At 71.2% G+C, this 21,269-nt stretch carries 21 protein-coding genes; 9 read left to right on the top strand and 12 right to left on the bottom strand.

All coding sequences use genetic code 11. The features are described from left to right. Nucleotides 1-23: 23 nt before the first annotated feature. The 3 genes from HDA34_RS00995 to HDA34_RS00985 all read right to left on the bottom strand — a co-directional run bounded on the left by HDA34_RS00995 (nucleotide 24) and on the right by HDA34_RS00985 (nucleotide 2,196). Nucleotides 24-371 carry an RNA polymerase-binding protein RbpA gene (locus HDA34_RS00995; protein ID WP_012750883.1) on the bottom strand — a complete coding sequence of 116 codons (348 nt, stop codon included), beginning with the start codon at nucleotides 369-371 and terminating at the stop codon, nucleotides 24-26. Nucleotides 372-458: 87 nt separating this feature from the next. Next, a complete protein-coding gene (locus tag HDA34_RS00990; protein ID WP_095695735.1) occupies nucleotides 459-1,649 on the bottom strand; it encodes an SPFH domain-containing protein in 1,191 nt (396 codons plus the stop codon). Between the two features lie 70 nt (nucleotides 1,650-1,719). Next, complete coding sequence (locus tag HDA34_RS00985) at nucleotides 1,720-2,196, bottom strand: NfeD family protein (protein WP_134377183.1); 477 nt, start codon at nucleotides 2,194-2,196, stop codon at nucleotides 1,720-1,722. Between the two features lie 149 nt (nucleotides 2,197-2,345). Between HDA34_RS00985 and HDA34_RS00980 the strand changes: the two genes are divergently transcribed. Continuing rightward, complete coding sequence (locus HDA34_RS00980) at nucleotides 2,346-4,451, top strand: NADPH-dependent 2,4-dienoyl-CoA reductase (RefSeq protein ID WP_134377184.1); 2,106 nt, start codon at nucleotides 2,346-2,348, stop codon at nucleotides 4,449-4,451. Nucleotides 4,452-4,510: 59 nt separating this feature from the next. Continuing rightward, on the top strand, nucleotides 4,511-5,059 hold the full coding sequence (locus HDA34_RS00975) for a maltokinase N-terminal cap-like domain-containing protein (protein ID WP_134377185.1): 549 nt from the start codon (nucleotides 4,511-4,513) through the stop codon (nucleotides 5,057-5,059). A 16-nt stretch (nucleotides 5,060-5,075) separates the two neighbouring features. Here the strand turns inward: HDA34_RS00975 and HDA34_RS00970 are convergent, their stop codons facing one another. Together HDA34_RS00970 and HDA34_RS00965 are read right to left on the bottom strand one after the other, a co-directional pair. Beyond that, the gene (locus HDA34_RS00970; RefSeq protein ID WP_002854519.1) at nucleotides 5,076-5,321 is read right to left on the bottom strand and encodes a superinfection immunity protein; all 246 of its coding nucleotides are present in this window, start codon (nucleotides 5,319-5,321) and stop codon (nucleotides 5,076-5,078) included. 191 nt (nucleotides 5,322-5,512) lie between these two features. Further along, complete coding sequence (locus tag HDA34_RS00965) at nucleotides 5,513-6,163, bottom strand: hypothetical protein (protein WP_044658562.1); 651 nt, start codon at nucleotides 6,161-6,163, stop codon at nucleotides 5,513-5,515. Between the two features lie 109 nt (nucleotides 6,164-6,272). On the opposite strand from HDA34_RS00965, the gene HDA34_RS00960 reads away from it, so the two are divergent. Next, nucleotides 6,273-6,689: a DUF3054 domain-containing protein gene (locus tag HDA34_RS00960; protein WP_036315092.1), complete on the top strand. Its 417-nt coding sequence runs from the start codon at nucleotides 6,273-6,275 to the stop codon at nucleotides 6,687-6,689. Nucleotides 6,690-6,757: 68 nt separating this feature from the next. Further along, nucleotides 6,758-7,039, top strand: a complete 282-nt coding sequence (locus tag HDA34_RS00955) for an Lrp/AsnC family transcriptional regulator (RefSeq protein WP_036384759.1) — start codon at nucleotides 6,758-6,760, stop codon at nucleotides 7,037-7,039. A gap of 54 nt (nucleotides 7,040-7,093) precedes the next feature. Here the strand turns inward: HDA34_RS00955 and trpD are convergent, their stop codons facing one another. Then, nucleotides 7,094-8,152 (bottom strand): anthranilate phosphoribosyltransferase, encoded by a 1,059-nt coding sequence (gene trpD / locus HDA34_RS00950; protein WP_044658561.1) that lies wholly within the window; start codon nucleotides 8,150-8,152, stop codon nucleotides 7,094-7,096. 190 nt (nucleotides 8,153-8,342) lie between these two features. On the opposite strand from trpD, the gene ctaE reads away from it, so the two are divergent. The 4 genes from ctaE to qcrB all read left to right on the top strand — a co-directional run bounded on the left by ctaE (nucleotide 8,343) and on the right by qcrB (nucleotide 12,719). After that, on the top strand, nucleotides 8,343-8,981 hold the full coding sequence (gene ctaE, locus HDA34_RS00945) for an aa3-type cytochrome oxidase subunit III (protein WP_428842618.1): 639 nt from the start codon (nucleotides 8,343-8,345) through the stop codon (nucleotides 8,979-8,981). Between the two features lie 85 nt (nucleotides 8,982-9,066). Continuing rightward, nucleotides 9,067-9,873: a cytochrome bc1 complex diheme cytochrome c subunit gene (gene qcrC / locus HDA34_RS00940; protein ID WP_002854532.1), complete on the top strand. Its 807-nt coding sequence runs from the start codon at nucleotides 9,067-9,069 to the stop codon at nucleotides 9,871-9,873. Nucleotides 9,874-9,942: 69 nt separating this feature from the next. Then, complete coding sequence (qcrA, locus tag HDA34_RS00935) at nucleotides 9,943-11,019, top strand: cytochrome bc1 complex Rieske iron-sulfur subunit (protein WP_044658560.1); 1,077 nt, start codon at nucleotides 9,943-9,945, stop codon at nucleotides 11,017-11,019. 5 nt (nucleotides 11,020-11,024) lie between these two features. Further along, nucleotides 11,025-12,719 (top strand): cytochrome bc1 complex cytochrome b subunit, encoded by a 1,695-nt coding sequence (gene qcrB / locus HDA34_RS00930; protein WP_060973439.1) that lies wholly within the window; start codon nucleotides 11,025-11,027, stop codon nucleotides 12,717-12,719. 1,409 nt (nucleotides 12,720-14,128) lie between these two features. Here qcrB and HDA34_RS00925 read toward each other — a convergent pair. From HDA34_RS00925 to HDA34_RS00905, 5 genes are all read right to left on the bottom strand, one after another. After that, on the bottom strand, nucleotides 14,129-14,530 hold the full coding sequence (locus tag HDA34_RS00925; RefSeq protein WP_002854636.1) for a cytochrome c oxidase subunit 4: 402 nt from the start codon (nucleotides 14,528-14,530) through the stop codon (nucleotides 14,129-14,131). Then, on the bottom strand, nucleotides 14,527-16,236 hold the full coding sequence (ctaD, locus tag HDA34_RS00920; protein ID WP_049161847.1) for an aa3-type cytochrome oxidase subunit I: 1,710 nt from the start codon (nucleotides 16,234-16,236) through the stop codon (nucleotides 14,527-14,529). The genes HDA34_RS00925 and ctaD overlap by 4 nt, the downstream gene beginning before the upstream one ends. After that, nucleotides 16,236-17,153, bottom strand: a complete 918-nt coding sequence (ctaC, locus tag HDA34_RS00915; protein ID WP_060973663.1) for an aa3-type cytochrome oxidase subunit II — start codon at nucleotides 17,151-17,153, stop codon at nucleotides 16,236-16,238. The genes ctaD and ctaC overlap by 1 nt, the downstream gene beginning before the upstream one ends. 278 nt (nucleotides 17,154-17,431) lie before the next feature. After that, nucleotides 17,432-17,824, bottom strand: coding sequence for an iron-sulfur cluster insertion protein ErpA (erpA, locus tag HDA34_RS00910; protein WP_002854644.1), 393 nt, complete (start codon nucleotides 17,822-17,824; stop codon nucleotides 17,432-17,434). A 118-nt stretch (nucleotides 17,825-17,942) separates the two neighbouring features. Beyond that, complete coding sequence (locus HDA34_RS00905) at nucleotides 17,943-19,346, bottom strand: dipeptidase (protein WP_060973664.1); 1,404 nt, start codon at nucleotides 19,344-19,346, stop codon at nucleotides 17,943-17,945. Between the two features lie 80 nt (nucleotides 19,347-19,426). Here HDA34_RS00905 and HDA34_RS00900 point away from each other — a divergent pair, with 80 nt between their 5' ends. Further along, nucleotides 19,427-20,050, top strand: coding sequence for a DUF3043 domain-containing protein (locus HDA34_RS00900; RefSeq protein WP_036336545.1), 624 nt, complete (start codon nucleotides 19,427-19,429; stop codon nucleotides 20,048-20,050). A gap of 66 nt (nucleotides 20,051-20,116) precedes the next feature. On the opposite strand, the gene HDA34_RS00895 is transcribed toward HDA34_RS00900, so the two are convergent. Continuing rightward, on the bottom strand, nucleotides 20,117-21,244 hold the full coding sequence (locus tag HDA34_RS00895; protein ID WP_060973665.1) for a quinone-dependent dihydroorotate dehydrogenase: 1,128 nt from the start codon (nucleotides 21,242-21,244) through the stop codon (nucleotides 20,117-20,119). Nucleotides 21,245-21,269 lie beyond the last annotated feature (25 nt).

Below are 21,269 nucleotides of genomic sequence, written 5' to 3'. Positions count from 1 at the left end.
GTCGTGCATGGGGGAGCGGCGGGTCAGGCGTCGACGTCCTCGCCGCGGCTGGCGCGCAGCTTGTTGAGCTGGATCTTGTAGGTCTCCTCCAGCTCCTCGAGGCTGCGGCGCTCGCGCAGCATGTCCCAGTGGGTGCGCACGGGCTTGCCCTCGGTCTCAGCCGGCTTCTCGCCGCTGACGAGGAACGCCTCCTTGCCGGTCTTCGAGGTCCAGGTGGCCGGCACGTCTGCCTCCACGGAGAAGGTCACGAACACCTGCTCGCCGTCCTCCGTGCGGTACTCCACCCGCTGCCGGGCGGCGGGCTCGACGCCGGCCTCGGACTCCAGGGACTGCGCGCCCAGGCGCATGCCCCGCAGGCTGCGATCGCTCACGTTTCCTCCTCGTCAGGCCGCGCCGAGGCCCGCGCGGGGGCGCGGGCCGATCGAGGCGCGGCGGGTCGTCCTCACTGATGGAACCATTCAGTGTCCCACAGCATTCCCGTCGGCCTCGCCGGCCGGGCGGGTGCCGGGGGTGCGGCCGGCCGACGGGTCGGGCTCAATCTCCTGCGGCGTGGCCAGGGCCTCGTCGAGCGAGGTCTGCGGCATGTCCTCCGCCGTCACCGCGCCGGCGGTCATCGCGTCCATGACGCCGCTGGCGCGCAGGGCGTCCGCGGTGGTGGGGCGGGACCCACGCGGCCGACGCGCGCGCTCCGGGGTGATGCCGACGTGCTCGGCGCCCGGCTCGCCCGCGCGGTCCCCGGAGTCCCGACGCCGGGGTGCGTGCTCCGGGGTGGGGCGGTCGCCGTCGCCGGGGGCGAACGCCTCACCGAGGCCCTGCAGGGCGCGGGTGAGCTCGGCGGGGACCACGAACATGGTGGTGGCCTGGCCGTCGGCGATCTTGGGCAGGGACTGCAGGTACTGGTAGGCCAGGACCTCGGAGTCGGCGCCGCCGGAGTGGATGGCGTCGAAGACCACCTCGATCGCCTCGGCCTCGGCGTTGGCGCGCAGCACGCGGGCCTGAGCCTCGCCCTCGGCGGAGAGGATCTGGGACTGGCGCTCGCCCTCGGCCGTGAGGATGGCGGCCTGCTTCGTGCCCTCGGCGGTGAGGATGGCGGCGCGGCGGTCGCGCTCGGCGCGCATCTGCTTCTCCATCGAGTCCTGGATGGACATGGGCGGGTCGATGGCCTTGAGCTCCACCCGCGAGACCCGCAGGCCCCAGCGCGTGGTGGCGTCGTCCAGCACGCCGCGCAGCTGGGAGTTGATGGAGTCGCGAGAGGTCAGGGCCTCCTCGAGGTTCATGCCGCCCACGACGTTGCGCAGGGTGGTGGTGGTGAGCTGCTCCACCGCGTGGATGTAGTTGGCGATCTCATAGGTCGCGGCCTTGGCGTCCGTGACCTGGAAGTAGACGACCGTGTCGATGGAGACGACGAGGTTGTCCTCGGTGATCACCGGCTGGGGCGGGAAGGAGACGACCTGCTCGCGCATGTCCACCATCGGGAGCATGCGGTCCACGAACGGGATGATCAGGGTCAGCCCGGCGCCGGCCGTGCGGTTGTACTTGCCGAGGCGTTCGATGTTGGCCGTCCGCGCCTGCGGGATGATCTTGACCGAGGAGGCCACGATCACCGCCGCGAGGACGGCGAGGACGACGAGGACGATGAGGGTTTCCATCGGGGTCCCTTCTTCTGGGGTCGGTGCTGTCGGTGCGGTCGGTGCGGTCGGAACGAGGACGTGGGGCGGCTCAGGCGCCGTCCGCCTCCCAGTCGATGCGGGGGAGCGGGCGGACCACCAGGGTGGCCCCGTCGATGCGCAGGACGGTCACCTCGTCGCCGGGGGCGACGTCGGGCGCCCCGGGCTCGACGCGGGCGGACCAGGTGTCTCCGTCGACGGCGAGCGTGCCGGCGTCGCCGGTGATCGCGCCCTGGGCCGCGACGCGGCGCCCCGGGAGCGTGTCCAGGTAGGAGGCGCCGGCGCCGGTGTCCTTGCGCAGGTGGCGCAGCGCGACGGGGCGCACGGCGGCGAGCATCAGCAGGGCGACGGCGGCGAACGCCGCGAGCTGGAGCGCCAGCGGGCCGCCCACGAGCGCGACCACTCCCGCCGCGCCGGCCCCGGCGGCGATCATCAGGAAGACGAGGTCGAGGGTCAGCAGCTCGGCGCCGGCCAGGCCGGCGGCCAGCACCAGCCACAGCCAGCCCGCGTTCGCCTCGATCCACTCCATGCGTGCGCTCCCCTCCGTGTCGGGTGCGCGGACGGGTCTGCCGCGCGTCGACGTGTGATCCCCATCCTGCCCTACGCAGTGGCGTTGGACACAGCGTGTCCCCAGGCGGTCCTGGAAGGAGGGGGCTACCGCCCGGTAATGTGAGCTGCATGACATCTTCACCCGTCGCGGTCTCGCCCCTGCTCCAGCCGATCACCCTGGGCCCCCTCACGCTGCCCAACCGGGTGGTCATGGCCTCGATGCACATGGGACTGGAGGACCGGCACGACGACCTGCCGCAGCTGGCGGCGTTCTACGCGGAGCGGGCACGCGGCGGCGTCGGACTCATCGTCACCGGCGGCCTGGGCGTCGTCCCCGAGGGCACGGTGACGCTGGGCGGGGGGATGCTCGCCAGCGAGGAGGACGCGCGCGCCCATCGCGTCGTCACGGACGCCGTCCACGCCGCCGGGGGCAGGATCCTCGCCCAGCTGCTGCACGCGGGACGCTACGCCCCCAGCCCCGACCTGGTCTCGGCCTCCGCGGTGCGAGCCCCGATCTCGCGGCACACGCCCCGGGAGATGACGGCCGCGGACATCGAGCGGACCGTGAACGCGTTCGCACGCGCGGCCACGTTGGCCCTGGAGGCCGGATACGACGGCGTGGAGATCATGGCCTCGGAGGGCTACCTCCTCAACCAGTTCCTCGCCCCGGCGACGAACCGACGCGCGGACGAGTACGGGGGCGACGCCGAGCGCCGACGCCGGTTCCCGGCGGCGGTGGTCGCGGCCGTGCGCGAGGCGCTGGGGGAGCGCGGCGTGCTCTCGGTGCGCACCTCGGCGGCGGACCTCGTCCCCGACGGGCAGACGCGCGCGGAGATCGCGGACACCGCCCGGGCCTTCGAGGCCGCCGGAGCGGACGTCCTGATGACCGGCATCGGGTGGCACGAGTCCCGCGTGCCGACCATCGTGACCTCCGTGCCGCGCGCCGCGTTCCTCGCCGCCTCGGCTGACCTGACCGCCGCCGTCGACATCCCCGTGATCGCCTCCAACCGGCTCACCACCCCCGCCGAGGCGGAGGAGGCGCTGACGTCCGGGGCCGCCGCGCTCGTCGGGCTGGCCCGGCCCCTGCTGGCGGACCCCGAGTGGATGGCCGCGATCAGCGACCCGCGCGCTCGGACCCTGACCCCGTGCATCGCCTGCAACCAGGCCTGCCTCGACCACGTGTTCACCGGGGCCAAGGTCTCGTGCCTGATGAACCCCCGCGCCGGGCGGGAGACGGAGCCGGAGTACGCCGCGCCCGTCCCGGTGGCCCTCGGCCGCCGGCGCCGGATCGCCGTGGTCGGTGCCGGGCCGGCGGGCCTCACGGCGGCGGAGCGTGCGGCCCGGTTCGGGCACGAGGTCACCCTGTTCGACCGGCACGCCGAGCCCGGCGGCCAGTTCCGGCTCGCCCGGCGCATCCCCGGCAAGGAGGAGTTCGGTCCCGCGCTGGAGCACCTGGCGGCCCGCGCGGCGGCGTCCGGGGTGACGCTCGTGACCGGGGAGGAGGTATCCGCACAGACACTCCTGACCGACGACGGGCGGCCGGGTTACGACGAGGTGCTCCTCACCACCGGCGTGCGGCCCCGGCCCGTCGATCTGCCCGGGACGGGGGAGCCGGGCGCGCCCGCCGTCCATGCCTATGACGACGTGGTCCTGGGGCACGTCGACGTCGGCCCGCGCGTCGCGGTGATCGGCGCCGGCGGCGTGGGCGTGGATGTCGCCGAGGCCCTGGCGGCCGGCACGGAACGGCCGGACGGGACACCCGAGACGCAGGAGCACTGGCGGGCCCGCTGGGGCGTGGCACTGACCTCTCAGACGCCGGGCCAGCTGGCGAAGCCGGCCGCGGCCGACCCCGGACGCGAGGTCCACCTGCTCCAGCGCAGCCCCGGACCGATCGGCGTGCGACTGCGCCCCACCACCGGCTGGGTGCACCGCGCCGAGCTGCGGCGGCACGGGGTCCACCTGCACTCCGGTGTGACCTACGAGGGCCTCGGCCCCGACGGCCTGCGCGTGACCGCGCCGTCCCCGGAGGACCCCGAGGCCCGCGTGGCGCTGACCCTGGACGTGACGGACGTCGTCGTGTGCGCCGGGCAGGAGTCCGAGACGGATCTCGTCGAGGACCTGGTGGCCGCGGGCTACGCGCCGGAGTCGGTGCGTCTGATCGGCGGAGCCGCCGAAGCCCGCGAGCTCGACGCCTACCGGGCCATGGACCACGCCGTGCGGGCCGTGCAGGGCTGAACGGCGCCGCCGGCCGGCGGGCCCTCGCGGGCGAGCGACGTCGGGGCTACGGTCGGGGCATGGCTCTCATCTACACCGCACGCCTGGACCCGGACAAGCCCGAATGGATCCGCCGCCGCCTCGTGGCGCACGGACTGCCTGAGGACGTGGCCGCCGAGAAGGTCGGCTCGTACCGGCTCGACGATCCCGCCGGCGAGATCGGCGTCGAGTCGATGCTCGTGCGCGTGGGGGACCGGCTCTACCAGACTGCGTTCGCCTACCGAGGCGACGCACCCGCCGAGGGGGACGTCGTGGCCGAGGTGGAGCACTCCGTCCTGGGACACCGCTGGGTCGTGGACGCCGCCACCGACCCGGACGCGCGCCGCATCCTCGCGGCGGGCGTGCGCGGCGAGATCCCGCAGGCCCGACTCGAGATGCACGACGAGTCCGGGACCTACCTCGAGACGCGCGCCCCGGACCTCACCCTCCGCGTGATCGGCGCCGATGCGACGGGGGAGCTCGAGGTGCCGGTCGAGCTGTCGGAGACGGATGAGGCGGACGTCGACGGCCCGCGATGCCTCATCGCCGAGGGAGACGGTGTGCGGGCCGTCGTCGCGCGTCTTACCTGAGGGGCGGTCCGCGCGGTCAGAGGCCGCGCGGACCCCAGGACCGCAGCCGGCGATGGCTGGTGAGCGACATGTACAGCGCGATGCACCAGCCGAGGACGGTCCACCCGGTGAGCAGGTTCACCCAGAATACCGCCCACACGTTGGAACGGCCACGGACGGCGGCGACGGCCCATGGAGCCAGGTAGCCCGCCGTGGCGATGGCCAGGACGACGGCGATCGTCGCGTGCAGGGGGCGGTCGCGCTGGTCGGTCATGATCGTCATGGGTCCAGGCTACGCGCGAGACCCGCCGCGGAGGGCGCCCTGTCCACCGTTCCGCAGTGCGCCGATAATGTACATTATGTCAACTAGCCTGTTCTTCGCCTCCCCTTCGGAGGCCGCCTGCACGGCACGCGCCGCGTCGTGAACTGGCCCAGGTGGCCGCGCCGGGCGGCACCGACACCGCGTGCCGGGGTTCACTCCCCCGGGTCTGCGGACAGCCGCTCCAGCAACGGCAGGACAGCCGCCACCGCCGTCCGGCTCTCGTGCCAGAGCCCGTGTCGCAACCGGGAATGGACGGCCTGCTGGCTGATCCCGAGTTCGGCCGCCGCCTCTCGCTGACTGGCGCCGGCTTCGACCAGCCGTCCCGCCGCGTGCTGATCAGCGGACCGGCGCCGTTCCACCGCGGCGACCAGCTGCAGGGTGGCCTCCGCACAGCGCAGATCAGCCTCTCGGCCGGCATCCGAGGCGCGGTCCGCGCGACCTCCGCCCGGCAGCACGAGTCGGCCCGGTGCCCGCCGGGCCCGCCGCCGCTCGGCTGTTGTCAGGTACGACAATGATGAATCCTTGTCGAGGGCATCCTCGGGATCCAACAGCACCGCCCAGGACCCGGTCCGCACGGCCCACAGCGCCAAGCCGACCGTGGCCGCCATGCCGTCGACGACGACGGCCAGCTCGCCGTCGTGCGACGCCGCATCGGTGCCCGGGCCGGATTCGTCGAGAAGCCACGCCGCCGCGGTCACAGCCGCGTCCGGGCGAGGATCGTCGAGCAGCGCGGCTGCCAGACGCCGCGCGTCGTCAGCGGTGGCGGCGGTCGGTCGGATGGGCACCAGATGCACGGACACCATGCAGTGAGCCTACCTCTGACAAAGGCGCTGTCTTGTTGTGGGGCCCGTCTGCCGAGCCGTCCTCGGCCGGACGCTCCGTCCGGACGTCTCGGTGCGCCAGACTGGATGCATGACGTCCTCCCCCACCGCCCGTCGTGTCGTGCCCGCCGAGCATCGCGCCCCGCGCGGCGCCCTGCCTGCGCTTGCCGTCGACCTCCTGCTCACCGTCCTCTTCGTGGCTCTGGGCCAGGGGCAGCACTCCACGGAGCGCGGGCTGCTGGGTCTGCTGGTCACGGCGGCGCCGTTCCTCGCGGGCCTCCTGCTCATGACCGGGCTGACCTCCGGACACCGGACCTGGGCCCGCGTGTGGCCCCACGGCGTGATCGTCTGGCTGGGGACCGTCGCCGTCGGGATGGTCCTGCGCGTGGCCTTCGGCCTCGGTGGCGCACCCGTGTCCTTCGTGCTCGTGGCGCTCGGGGTGCTGGGCGTCCTGCTCCTGGGCCGCCGGGCAGTGACCGCCTGGCTGGTGCGCCGCACCCGGAGGTGAGGAGCCGGCGCGCAGCTAGGATCATCGCGGACACCGGACCCGCAGCATCGAGGAAATGAGGACCGCCCGTGGTCACCGCCATCGTCTTGATCAAGACCGACAAATCCAGCATCCCGGAGACCGCCGAGGCCCTCGCTGCGCTCGAGGGGGTCGGGTCGGTCTACTCCGTGACCGGCGCGTGGGACCTGGTGGCGATGGTCAAGGTGCGCCGCTATGAGGACCTCGCCGACGTGATCGCCGACCACCTCTCCAAGGTCGACGGGATCCAGGACACCGAGACCATGCTGGCCTTCCGGACCTACTCGTCTGAGGACCTCGGCGAGGGATGGGCGCTCGGCTTCGACTCCTGAGCGTCCTCTCCACGACGGGCCCCATCTCGCCGGCGAGGGCCCGTCGTCGCACCATCAGGATCGGGAGAAGGCGACCCAGCGGTCCAGGACGTCACGCGCGGCGCCGGAGTCGATCGACTCGGCGGCCCGCGCCATGTTGGCCGCCAGTCGCTCCATCAGCGGCGCGTCCGCGTCGCGGTCCCAGGCCGTCAGGCCCGCGGCCGCGTTGAGGAGGACGGCGTCGCGGATCGGGCCCTTCTCCCCCGCCAGCAGAGCGCGGACGAGGGTCGCATTGTAGGCGCCGTCCCGCCCGGCCAGGGCCTGGACGGGGGCCAGGTCGATGCCCAGCTCCCGGGGATCGAGCTCGTGGGTGCGCACACCGTCCCGGACCTCCATGACGGTCGACGGCCCCGACGTCGTGATCTTGTCCCGGCCGTCCGCCCCGCGGAAGACGAAGCCGCGCACCCCCCGGTCCGCGAGCACCTGCGCCAGCAGCGGGACCATGGCCTCACTCGAGCAGCCCAGGGCCTGGGCGGTGACCTGGGCCGGATTGCTCAGGGGGCCGAGGAAGTTGAACACGGTGGGCACGCCGAGCTGCTTGCGCACCGGGGCCACATACTTCATGGACGGGTGGTAGTTCTGGGCGAACAGGAACGTGATGCCCACGGCCTCGGCGCACTCCTCGGCCTTCCGGGCCGGCATGGACAAGTCCACGCCGAGGGCCTCGATCACGTCGGCCGCGCCGGCGGTGGACGAGGCGCCGCGGTTCCCGTGCTTGACGATCCGCGCGCCCGCACCTGCGGCCACGAGCGAGGACATCGTGGAGAGGTTCACGGTCCCCAGACGGTCGCCGCCCGTGCCCACGACGTCGAGGGTCTCCCCCGGCACGTGCACCGGGTTCGCCGCCTGCACCATCGCCTCGGTCAGGCCGCGCAGCTCCGGCACCGTCACCCCCTTGGCGGCCAGGGCGAGGAGGAATCCCCCCACCTGCCCCTCGGTGGCATCGCCGGCCATCATCTCCCCCATGGCCCACGCGGCGACGTCGTCGCTGAGGTCCTCACCGACGGTGAGGGCGCGGAAGACCTCCGGCCAGGAGGTCCCAAGGACTGCTGCGGTGTTCTCGGGGGTGCTCACGCACTGAGCCTAGCGGCCCGGCCGCACCCGGCACCGCGTCGTGTCATGCGCCGCGCACCGCGAACCTGAACATCCCCTGGACGCCAGCCCCCGACTGTCACTGAAACCCCCCGACGGTGCTGACGACCTGTCCTGCGACACGGTAGGTTCGATTTACCGCCCGGGCGGTGTTTGGGGCCATAATGGCTGGGTGACCACAGCTAACCCCACTCTCCATCAGCCCACCACGGGGCTCCCGAGCCGGCCGAACATGGTGCAGGTCGGGACCATGGTGTGGCTTGCCAGCGAGCTCATGTTCTTCGGTGGGCTCTTCGCCATGTACTTCACCCTGCGCTCCACGTCTCCGGAGCTCTGGGCCGAGCACACCGCGATCCTCAACGTCCCGCTCGCCGCGGTGAACACGACGATCCTGGTGCTCTCCTCCGTCACCGCCCAGTTCGGCGTCCTCGCCGCCGAGCGCCTTCAGCCCCGCCGCACCGGCGGCTTCCTGCAGTTCGGGAAGTGGGGCATGGTCGAGTGGTTCATCCTGACCTTCATCATGGGCTCGATCTTCGTGGCGGTGCAGTCCTACGAGTACGCGGTTCTCGTCTCCGAGGGTGTGACCGTCGCGGCGAACGCGTACGGCTCGGCGTTCTACATCACCACCGGCTTCCACGCCATCCACGTGACCGGCGGCCTGATCGCGTTCCTCTTCATCATCGGCCGCGCCTACATGGCCCGCCGCTTCGGCCACCACGAGGCGACGTCGGCGATCGTCGTGTCCTACTACTGGCACTTCGTGGACGTCGTCTGGATCGCCCTGTTCTTCATCGTCTACTTCCTGAAGTAAGACGACCCCCACTCACCGCACCGACTTCAGGCCCGGGCCGGCAGCATGAGCGGCCCGCCCGGGAAGAGAACGATAGGAAACCCCCGTGAAGGCACTTTCGCAGAACCGACGCCATCCCCTGATGGGGCTGGCGCTCCTCCTGCTGGGACTCCTGGTGACCGGCGGACTGTACTCCGTCGCGAGCACCGTGAACCAGGCGCAGGCGGCCACGCAGGTCACCGCGGCCGCCTCGGCTGATGACATCTCCGAGGGCGAGAAGCTCTTCAACGCGAACTGCGCCTCGTGCCACGGCACGGGTGCCGCGGGGGGTCCCTCCGGTCCGTCCCTGATCGGTGTCGGCGCCGCCTCCGTCGACTTCCAGGTGGGCACCGGCCGCATGCCGATGCAGATGAACGGCCCGCAGGCCCAGGTCAAGCCGAACCAGTTCAACGACGAGCAGACGGCGCAGCTCGCCGCCTACGTCGCCTCGCTGGGCGCCGGCCCCGCCGTCCCCGAGGACGAGTACCTGGATGTGAACCACGAGGATGTGGACATCACCCGCGGCGGCGACCTGTTCCGCATCAACTGCGCCATGTGCCACAACGCGGCTGCGGCCGGCGGTGCGCTCACCCGCGGCAAGTACGCCCCGTCTCTGCACGGCGTGGAGGAGAAGCACATCTACGAGGCCATGGAGACCGGCCCGCAGAACATGCCGGTGTTCTCCGACTCGAACATCAAGCCCGAGGACAAGCGCGACATCATCGCCTACCTGAAGACCATCGAGAACCAGGGCTCCCCCGGCGGCCTCGCCCTCGGCTCGCTCGGCCCCGTCTCCGAGGGCCTGTTCATCTGGACCGCGGGCCTGGCGCTGATCATCGGCTTCATGGTCTGGCTCACCAGCCGGTCCTCCTGATCCCGTCGGCGCAGGCGCGCCGACCACCCGTCATCGACATTCATCACTCGAGTAAAGGAAACAGGACATATGGGCGAGAAAGGCTTTGAAGGGACCGAGCACCGCTCGGGTTCCCTCGAGCACGCCGGCGAGGACGCGCCCCGGTACGCGATCGACAACCCGGGCCTGCCTCCGCACCGTCCGCGCCTGGCCGATGAGGATCCGAAGGCTGCGAAGCGCGCCGAGCGTCAGGTCTCGGTCATGTTCCTCATCTCCATCGTGGGCACGGTGCTCTTCTTCATCGGCTACTTCGGCGTGGGGCAGATCGGGAACGGTGAGGCGTTCAGCAAGATCTACCTGCAGAACCTGCTGCTCGGCCTGGGCACCGCCCTCGCCATGTTCGGCATCGGCATCGGCGTGGTGCACTGGGCCAAGACCCTGATGCCCGACCACGAGACCGTGGAGGACCGTCATGAGATCCGCTCGGAGGCCGACCGTGTCGCCGCCACCGGGATGATCTCCGAGATCCTGGACGAGTCGCAGATCAAGCGCCGCCCCCTGCTGCGCAACACCCTGATCGGCGCCGCCCTGCTTGCCCCCCTGCCGTTCATCGCCGTGTTCCGCGATCTGGACGACTCGGACAACTTCTCGGATGAGGAGATCCACAACTTCGGTCCGGAGCGTCTGCGTCACACCATGTGGGCCGAGGGCGTGCGCCTCGTGCGCGACCCCACCGGCTCCCCCATCAAGGCCTCGGACGTCACGCTCGGCTCCGCCGTGCACGTCATCCCCGACGGCCTGAACGACCTGGGCCCTGACAAGCTCAACCAGAAGGCCAAGGCCGTCGTCCTGCTCATGCGCCTCGACCCGGCCAAGGTGAAGATCACCCCGGGTCGCGAGGACTGGAACGTGGACGGGATCTTCGCCTACTCCAAGGTCTGCACGCACGTGGGCTGCCCGATCGCCCTGTACGAGCAGCACACCCACCACCTGCTCTGCCCCTGCCACCAGTCGACCTTCGACCTGACGCAGGAGTGCAAGGTCATCTTCGGCCCGGCCAGCCACGCGCTGCCGCAGCTGCCGATCACCGTGGACGACGAGGGCTACCTCGTGGCCCAGAGCGATTTCCATGAGCCCGTCGGGCCTGTCTACTGGGAGCGTGGCTGACACCTATGAGCACCACCGTGAATGAGTTCCAGCCGGCGACCACGACCGGCCGCATCGCCAACTTCGTCGACACCCGCATGGGCATGTCGCCGATCGTGAAGTTCTTCGGCCGCAAGATCTTCCCGGACCACTGGACGTTCATGTTCGGCGAGGTCGCCCTGTACAGCTTCGTCATCCTGCTGCTGTCCGGCGCGTTCCTCACCCTCTTCTTCGACCCCTCCATGTCGGAGGTCGTCTACGACGGGGCCTACGCCCCGCTGCGCGGCATCGAGATGTCCGCGGCCTACGCCTCGACCCTGGACATCTCGTTCGACGTGCGCGGCGGCCTGTTCATGCGCCAGCTGCACCACTGGGCGGCGCTGATGTTCGTGGCGGCCATGTCCGTCCACATGCTGCGCGTGTTCTTCACCGGCGCGTTCCGTCGCCCGCGTGAGCTGAACTGGCTGGTCGGCTGCTTCCTGCTGATGGCCGGCTGGGCCGCCGGCTTCACCGGCTACTCCCTGCCCGACGAGGTGCTCTCCGGCAACGGCCTGCGCATCATCGACGGCATCCTGAAGTCGCTGCCGCTGGTGGGCACGTACCTCTCCGCCTTCTTCTTCGGCGGCGAGTTCCCCGGCCACTCGGTCATCGGCCGCCTGTACGCCCTGCACATCATGATCGTGCCGGCCGCCATCCTGCTGCTGATCGGCATCCACCTGTTCATGGTCGTCGTGCACAAGCACACCCAGTACCCGGGCCCGGGCCGCACCGAGGACAACGTGGTCGGCTACCCGGTGGGCCCCGTGTACGCGGCCAAGGCCGGCGGCTTCTTCTTCATCGTGTTCGGTGTGCTCGCGCTCATCGCCTCCACGGTGACGATCAACGCCAACTGGAACTACGGCCCGTACGATCCGTCCCCGGTGCAGGCCGGCACCCAGCCCGACTGGTACATCGGCGTGTTCGACGGCGCCCTGCGCCTCATGCCGGGCATGATCGGCGACTACTCCTTCCTCTGGAACATCCCGATGCCGTGGGGCTCCTCGGTGTCCCTGCCCATGGGCGTGCTCGTGCCGCTGATCCCGGTCGGCGTCCTGCTCGTCGGCATGTGCACCTGGCCCTGGATCGAGCGGTGGATCACCAAGGACAACACTGAGCACCACCTGCTCGACCGTCCGCGCAACGCCCCGGCCCGCACGGGCATCGGCGTGGCCGCCGTCGTCTGGTACTGCGTCATGTGGGCGGCCGCGTCCTCGGACCTCATCGCCACCCACTTCCACCTCTCCCTGAACGACGTGCTGTACGTGCTGCGCGCGCTGTTCTTCCTCGGCCCGGTGATCGCCTTCATCGTGACCCGCCGCATCTGCCTGTCCCTGCAGCGCAAGGACCGTGAGCTCGTGCTCCACGGCCACGAGGCCGGTGTCATCGAGATGTCCCCCGAGGGCGGCTTCCACGAGCGGCACCGTCAGCTCACCGACTACGAGCTGTACCGCCTGGTGTCCTTCGAGGACCGCCGTCCGGTGGCTGCCATCCCCAGCCGCAACGGCAAGGTGGGCATGCTGGAGAAGGCCCGTGCCGGCCTGAACCGCATGTTCTACCAGGAACGCGTCGCCCCGGTCTCCCGCGAGGAGCTGGTGGAGGCCCGTACCCACGGTCAGCATGGCCACGAGGAGCACCCCGTCGAGCTCGGACACGGCTCGGACGCTCCTCGTCTGGAGCGCTGACCCCGGTCGGCTGATCCTCTGACGAAGGGCCCCGCGCACCACGGTGCGCGGGGCCCTTCGGCGTCCCGGGAGGCGGGCCGCCGCGGCCACCGAGGGAGAGCCCGCCCACGGCCGCAGCGGGCGTCACGAGGCGGTCCAGCGCCCCGCCCCCCCGACTGCCGGGTCTCTGCGTCCTGCGCTGCGGGGTCCTCGTTCGGCGGCCACCTCGGGTGGGCGTGAGCAAAGTGGTGCGCCTCGCTCGTCGCGGCCGGCCGGTTCGGGCACGGACAGGCGTGCGTCCGGTCCGCGACGACGGATGCGGGGCGGATGCAGGTGGCGTTCTACGGGGGCATCCCGAGAGACGGCCGGAGACGGGCACCGTCGATGCTCTGGGTCCTCAAGCGGCTCTCCTCCCACGTGCGCTCAGAGTCGATGAGGTGGCGCCCCACCACGGGTGGGCGCTGCGACATCCGCTCGTCCTCGGAGGGAGGTCCGCGCATGGGCCTCGCCCACGCACACCACTGCCCTCTGTACCGTCCGCTGCGCCCGCCCACCACCAGCTGCGCCCGGACACGGTCGAACGTACCGGCACCGGGCCGGAATCCTCCGCCTGCGTGCCCACCCCGGCAGGGAAAGACCGGCGCCAGACGCCTCAGCGGGTCGCCGCCGCAGGCCGAGGCGCACCGTGCACCTGCAAGCTGTGGGACACGGGCCGACCCCCTAGCGGTGGCGCGCGGAGCTCTGACGGCCTCACGGCGAAGCCGGACCTGTCGCCGCGTGTGGCAGCGGTGCCCGGGCGGGGTGCACCGAGCTGCAACTCAGCGATCGACCAGCACACCCCCTGGCCCGGACCGGGGCGAGAGAGGACGTACCGGCCTGTCACCGCGACCGTGGTCTCGCTCGGGCGTGCACCTGCGAGGCCCAGCGACGCGAGGCGTCGGCGATGGAGGCGGGACACGACGTTCACCGTCGGCCCCTACCCCGGTGGCGACGCTCCCCCGGGCTCGGCCGGCCCCACGGCTGGCAGCGGCCTCATACCCTCCTGCCACACGACGCGGCGGTCTCCGGTCGCCCGGAGCGGGGTGAAAGCCGCGCGGCCGCCGACACGGTCACACGCGGTCGTGCGGCCCACTCCCCGGCCGTGCAGGGCTCATCAGGGCATCGCCGCCCGACCCCTCAGGGCGGCTGCCAACGCACGCGCCGACGTCGGGTGGCCTGCCCAGCGCCGCTGCGCGGCACGCGCGCTCATGGTGCACGGCTCCCGCTTCCCCAGACGCGGCGAGACAGGTCGTGGAGATCCGCCGCCGCGGTGTACGTCGAGCGGCTGGCCGGCTGCCACGACGGCGGGCCGGCCGTACTCAGCGCACAGGGAAACGCCGCAGGCCGGACCCCGAGGGGATCCGGCCTGCGGTGGTGGAACGACGGACGGGTCAGTGGGCGTACTTGCCCCGAGAGAACTCGTAGACCCACCCGAAGGTGAAGTAGGCGGCGGCGACGATGCCGATGATGAAGACCCACCAGCCGACGGCCAGGCCGGTCACGATGATCGCGCAGCCCAGGCCGAGGCCCAGGGGCCACCAGCTCCAGGGAGCGAAGGTGCCGTAGGTGCCGGCGTACTCGACGATCTGACCGTCCTCGTCATCTGCAGGGCCGACGCCGTATTTGTGCTCGGCGGCCCGCAGGTACCAGGCGATCATCCAGGACATCCCGCCCACGGCGTAGATGGCCGGGATGCCTGCCCACTCGGTCCACTCGACCCAGAACCCGTAGAGGGTGGCGGCTGCGATGAAGAACAGGCCGATGATCCAGAAGATGTTGGCTGCGACCTTCACTGGGCGACCTTCTCTCCGAAGGCCTCAGACGTGTTCTGAGGCGAGTGCGGGAAGAGCTCCGGGTGGTGCAGATCCAGCGCCGGACGCTCGGAGCGGATGCGCGGCAGGGAGTGGAAGTTGTGCCGCGGCGGCGGGCACGAAGTGGTCCACTCGAGCGAGCCGCCGAAGCCCCACGGGTCGTCCACGGTGACCTTCTTGCCATAGCGCGAGGTGATGTAGACGTTCCAGAAGAACGGGATCAGCGACGCGCCGAGAACGAAGGAGAACACCGAGGAGAACGCGTTCATCGCCTGGAAGCTGTCCTCCACCATGTAGTCCGCGTAGCGACGGGGCATGCCGATGACACCGAGCCAGTGCTGGATCAGGAACGTGCCGTGGAAGCCCACGAACAGCATCCAGAACTGGATCTTGCCGAGACGCTCGTTCAGCATCTTGCCGGTGAACTTCGGCCACCAGAAGAAGAAGCCGGCGAACATCGCGAACACCACGGTGCCGAAGACGACGTAGTGGAAGTGCGCCACGACGAAGTACGTGTCGGACACCTGGAAGTCCAGGGGCGGCGACGCCAGGATGACGCCGGTCAGGCCACCGAACAGGAAGGTGACCATGAAGCCGAGCGTCCACAGCATCGGGGTCTCGAAGGTGATCGAACCGCGCCACATGGTGCCGATCCAGTTCACGAACTTCACGCCGGTCGGGACCGCGATGAGCATGGTCATCACGGAGAAGAACGGCAGGAGCACGGCGCCGGTCACGTACATGTGGTGCGCCCACACCGTCACGGAGAGCGCGGCGATCGCCGTCGTCGCGAACACGATGGACTTGTAGCCGAAGATCGGCTTGCGGGAGAACACCGGGATGATCTCCGACACGACGCCGAAGAACGGCAGGGCGATGATGTACACCTCGGGGTGGCCGAAGAACCAGAAGAGGTGCTGCCACAGGATGGCGCCGCCGTTCTCCGGGTTGAAGATGTGGCCGCCGAAGCGACGGTCCAGGCCCAGCGCGAAGAGCGCGGAGGCGAACGGCGGGAACGCCACCATGATCAGGATGCCGGTGATGAGCGTGTTCCAGGTGAAGATCGGCATGCGCCACATCGTCATGCCCGGGGCACGCATCGTCAGGATCGTGGTGATGAAGTTGACGCCGCCCATGATCGTGCCGAAGCCCTGGAGGACCAGACCGAACACCCAGAGGTCACCGCCGACGCCCGGCGAGTACGTGGTGTTGGAGAGCGGGGCGTAGGCGAACCAGCCGAACGAGGCCGCACCCTGCGGGGTGAGGAAGCCGGCGGTCGCGATGAGCGAGCCGAACAGGAAGAACCAGAACGCCAAGGCGTTCAGACGCGGGAAGGACACGTCCGGAGCACCGATCTGCAGCGGCACCAGCACGTTGGCGAAGCCCGTGAAGAGCGGGGTCGCGAACATGAGCAGCATGAGCGTGCCGTGCATGGTGAACAGCTGGTTGTACTGCTCCTTCGTCTGCAGGATCTGCATGCCGGGCTCGAAGAGCTCCGCGCGGATCATGAGGGCCATGACGCCGCCGATGCAGAAGAAGACGAAGGACGTGATCAGGTACATGTACCCGAGCACCTTGTGGTCGGTCGTCGTCAGCCAGCTGACGACGATCTTGCCCAGCGAACGGGGCACCACACGAGGCTGCGCCTGTGAGCGCACCTCATCCGTTGCGTACTCGTAAGTGGTCATCAGTGGCTACCTCCACCGCGGGGGGTCTGGAGATCGCGCTCCATCGTCCCGGCGCCGTCAGGGTTGTTGTTGGGATTGCGGCTGTACTCTTCGCCCACCTGACCCGGCTCCATCTCCTCGAGGCGCTGGACGAACTCCGTCTCGTCGACGACCTCCACGTTGAAGAGCATCTCGGAGTGGAACTCGCCGCACAGCTCGGCGCACTTGCCGTCGTAGCTGCCCAGCTCCTGGGGGGTCAGGTACAGGTGGTTGGTCTTGCCGGGCACCATGTCGCGCTTCTGGAGGAACTGCGGGATCCAGAAGGAGTGGGCCACGTCACGGGACTTCAGCTCGAAGTGCACCGGCACGTCGTTCGGCAGGTACAGGACCGGAAGGGTGTCACGCACGCCCTCGGTGCCGTCCAGCTGGGCCTGGATGCCGGAGTAGTGGGCCTCGATGACCTCGCCGTTCTCCTGCTCGTAGGAGTAGTTGAAGTCCCAGGACCACTGCTTGCCGTACACGGTGACGGTCAGCGGCGAGTCGTCCACGGGGCGGTCGACCTCGGTCTGGACGCGGTCGGTGAAGCCCCAGAGGGTGAAGACCATCAGGATCGGGATGGCCGTGAACATGGTCTCGAGCGGCACGTTGTAGGCCGTCTGCTTCGGGAAGCCCTGGTCGTTCTTGCGACGGCGGTAGGCCACCATGCACCAGATCATGGCGCCCCAGGCCAGCAGGCCGACGGCCATGGCCGCGATCCAAGAGTTCACCCACAGGTCGGTGAGCTGGGCGTTGTGGTTGGTGGTCTCCCGGGTGCCGGGGTACCAGCCGCGCTGGACCTCTGCCGAACAGCCGGTCAGCACCAGGAGCGCCGTGGTGCCCACGGCACCGGCGCTCCAGCGGCGGCGAGTCCGACGTCCGGCGTCATTCTGTGCTCTCACAGACGGCCTTCCTCTTCATCTCGTGTGCGAGGGGCGTCCCCGCTCCCCCGACGATTCGGCGACTTCTCGCAGCGTCCTCGCAGGGAGCACGGGTATGCCCTGATGATTCAGAGCCAGTCTAAGCCGAAACACGCGGATTCACCGCACCGTGACACGTGCCGATCGTGTCTGGGAGTCGGGTCCGAGCATCCTGGGCACGGTGCCCGGGCACGACGACGGCGGGCCGGCCGAGGCCGACCCGCCGGTTCGCGGTCCGAGGCGCTCCGGGCGCCCGCAGATCAGTGGAAGGAGTCGCCGCAGGCGCAGGAGCCGCCCGCGTTGGGGTTGTCGATCGTGAAGCCCTGCTTCGAGATGGTGTCCTCGAAGTCGATGGTCGCGCCCATGAGATAGGGCACGCTCATCTTGTCGACGATCACCTCGACCCCGTCGTAGTCACGGACGGTGTCGCCGTCGAGGACGCGCTCGTCGAAGTAGAGCTGGTAGATCAGGCCAGAGCAGCCGCCCGGCTGCACGGCGACCCGCAGCCGCAGGTCCGTGCGACCCTCCTGCTCGAGCAGCGAGCGCACCTTGCCGGCCGCCACGTCGGTCAGCTCGACCTCGTGCGGGGGCAGGCCCTCGGCGTCCTGGGTTGCGCCGATCTCGACGCCGGTCTCCTCTGCGGACAGAGCCATCGTGACCTCCTCAGATCATGGGGCGCGGACGGGGCCGTCACGCGCGTGTGGTCTCCTGGACAACACTAGCCGCCCACGGGGCATTCCCGGCCCGCCGCACCGACGGGCCGGGCGGCGCTCACGCCGAGAGCCGCGCGAGCCAGAGCGCCTCGGCCACGACGGCCCGCTTGAAGTCGTCGATGTGCAGCGACTCGTTGGCCGAGTGCGCCCGCGTGTCCGGGTCCTCCACGCCCGTGATGAGGAGGGTGGCCTCCGGGAAGACCTCGGCGAGGTCCGCGGTGAACGGGATGGAGCCGCCCATGCCGATCGCCCGGGGCTCGACGCCCCAGGCGTCCTCCAGGGCGGCCATCATCGCGGCCGCGGCGGGGGCCGAGGTGTCCGTCGTGAACGGCTGACCGAACTCCCCCGCGGTGACCGTGATCTCCGCGCCGAGCACCGCCGCGGACTGCGCCTCCAGGTGGGTGCGCAGCGCCTCGAAGGCCTCCGCGGGCTCCATGCCGGGGCCCAGGCGCAGCGAGAACTTCGCGCGCGCCGCGGGCTGGATCGTGTTCGAGGACTCCGCGACCGAGGGCGCGTCGATCCCGATGATGCTCAGCGCGGGAGCGTTCCACAGCCGGTCCGCGACCGGGCCGCGGCCGGCCAGGGTCACCCCGTCCAGCACGCCCGCGTCCGCACGGAAGACGTCCTCGGGGTAGTCCAGGCCCGCGGTCTGCCGCGGCTCGAGGCCGGGCACGGCGACCGCGCCGTCCGCGTCGTGGAGCGTGGCGATCAGCCGCGAGAGCAGGACGACGGCGTCCAGGACCGGCCCGCCGAACATGCCGGAGTGCACGGCGTGGTCGAGCACCCGGACGGTCACCGTGCCGTCCACCAGCCCACGCAGGGAGGTGGTCAGCGCGGGCTCCCCCACGGCCCAGTTGGACGAGTCCGCGACCACGATCGCGTCGGCGTCGAGGCGCGCCCGGTGCTTCTCCAGGAAGGTGCGGAAGGTGGGCGAGCCGGCCTCCTCCTCGCCCTCGATGAAGACGCGGACGCCGACGCCGGCGTCGGGCAGGACGTCCCGCAGGGCGGCGAAAGCGGCGAGGTGGACCATGATGCCGGCCTTGTCGTCGGCGGCGCCGCGGCCGTACAGCCGCCCGCCGCGCTCGGTGGCCACGAGCGGCGGGGTGTCCCAGAGGTCCTCGTCCCCGATCGGCTGCACGTCGTGATGGGCATACAACAAGACGGTGGGCTTGTCAGAGGCGCCGGGCTTCTCGCCGATCACCGCCGGCCCACCGGGCCGGTCGTCGTCGCGGGTCTCGGTCACGATCTCCACCTCCTGCAGGCCCGCCTCGCGCAGCAGGCCCGCGACGGCCTCGGCGGACCGCTCGAGCTGGGTGCGGTCCGCGGAGTCCCAGGCGATGCCCGGGATCGCCACGAGGTCGGTGAGGGTCTGGAGGGTCGTCGGGAAACGGGCCTCGACGGCCTCACGGACGGCGGAGACGAGGGCCGCGTCCTGCGGCGCACGGGAGGTGATGTCAGTCATGACGGCCAGCGTAGACGGCGGCCGAGCCGAGGGCCGCGCCTCCGGGCGGGCCGGACGCGCCCCACCACTAGACTGGAGGGGTGTTCAAGCGAGACAAGACCCCCGAGACCGCGCCCGCCCCCTCGACTCACGGCTCCTCGGCCGCTCCCGCCGAGGGCGCCGCCGTGGCCGAGGCCGGGCCGCGCGACCGCTCGCAGGGCAAGAAGGGCCCGACTCCGCGGCGCCGCGACCAGGAGGCCGCGCGCCGTCGCACCCTGGTCCCCGAGGATCGCAAGGCGGCCCGCAAGGCCGAGCGTCAGGCGATGGCCCAGGAGCGGATGCGCCAGCGCGCCGCGCTGGAGACCGGGGACGAGCGCGGCCTCCCGGCGCGCGACAAGGGACCGCAGAAGCGCTGGGTCCGTGACTACGTGGACGCACGCACCGGCATCGGCGAGTGGCTCATGCCCGTCGTCTTCGCCTACGTCCTGCTCATGTTCATCCCCGGCCGCGAGGCGCAGCTGATCCTGATGATCAGCCTGTACGTCCTCGTGGCCCTCGTGCTCATCGAGAGCTTCCTGGTCAGCCGGCACATCAAGAAGGGCCTCACGGAGCGCTTCGGCACGCCGGAGTCCGGGACCGGCTTCTACGGCATCATGCGGGCCCTGCAGTTCCGCCGCCTGCGTCTGCCCAAGCCCCAGGTCAAGCGGGGCGAGTACCCCGCCTGACACGACACCGCGCCACGGCCCGGACCCCGGTGGGTCCGGGCCGTCGCGTCCCCGGCGAGCAGACCGTCAGCCCCGCAGGGACCGGGCCAGCCCGGCGGTGATCCGGCCGGCCCAGAACGGGCCCTCGTAGAGGAACGCGGTGTAGCCCTGGACGAGGTCCGCGCCCGCGTCGAGCCGGGCCTGGACGTCGTCGGCGTCCGTCACCCCGCCCACGCTGACGACGGCGGTGCCCGTCGGCAGCGCCGCCCGCAGGACCTCCAGCACCCGCATCGACCGCTCCTGGAGCGGGGCGCCGGACAGGCCGCCCGCGCCCAGGGCGTCCACGTCGGCACGCGGGGTGCGCAGACCCTCCCGGGAGACGGTCGTGTTGGTCGCGATGACGCCGTCGAGCCCGAGGCGCTCGGCGAGCGCCCCGACGGCGCGCACGTCGTCGTCCGCCAGGTCCGGGGCGATCTTCACGGTCAGCGGCACGCGACGGTCCGGGACCGCACGGTCGGCCTCCTCGCGCACCGCCGTGAGGATCGGCTCCAGCGCGTCGATCTCCTGCAGCTGGCGCAGCCCCGGCGTGTTCGGCGAGGACACGTTGACCGTCAGGTAGTCGGCGTGGGGCGCGAGCAGGCGGGTCGAGGCCCGGTAGTCGTCCGCCGCGTCCTCGAGGGGGACCACCTTGGTCTTGCCGATGTTCACGCCCAGGACCGGCCGGGCCGGGCCGAAGCGGCGCTCCAGTGTCTGCCGGGTCCGCGCCAGGCGGGGGGCGACGGCCGCCGCGCCGTCGTTGTTGAAGCCCATGCGGTTGACCAGCGCCCGGTCGTCCACGAGACGGAACAGTCGCGGCTGCGGGTTGCCGGGCTGCGGCTGCGCCGTGATCGTGCCGACCTCGATGTGGCCGAACCCGAGGTCGGCCAGAGCGGCGGTCCCCCGGCCGTCCTTGTCGAACCCCGCGGCCAGGCCGAAGGGCGTCGGGAACCGCAGGCCCATGACCGTGCGCGCGAGCATCGGGTCCGGGCGGAAGGCGGCGCGCAGGGCGGCGGACGCCCCGGTGCGCTCGACCAGCCGGATCGCGTCGAAGCCCCGATGGTGCGCCTGCTCCGCGTCCATGCCGCCGAACACGGCACGGAAGAAGGGCGGGTACAGGCGAGGCGCACGGGAGGTCAGGAGGCCGTCGACGGCGGACTTGGGATCAGGCAGCTGCATGCCCCCATCCTCGCACGGGCCTCCC

This window comes from Micrococcus luteus (genome assembly GCF_014138885.1).
Classification (GTDB): Bacteria; Actinomycetota; Actinomycetes; order Actinomycetales; family Micrococcaceae; genus Micrococcus; species Micrococcus luteus.
Note: the sequence above shows the minus strand (reverse complement) of the source record. Positions and strands in the feature narration are given on the sequence as shown.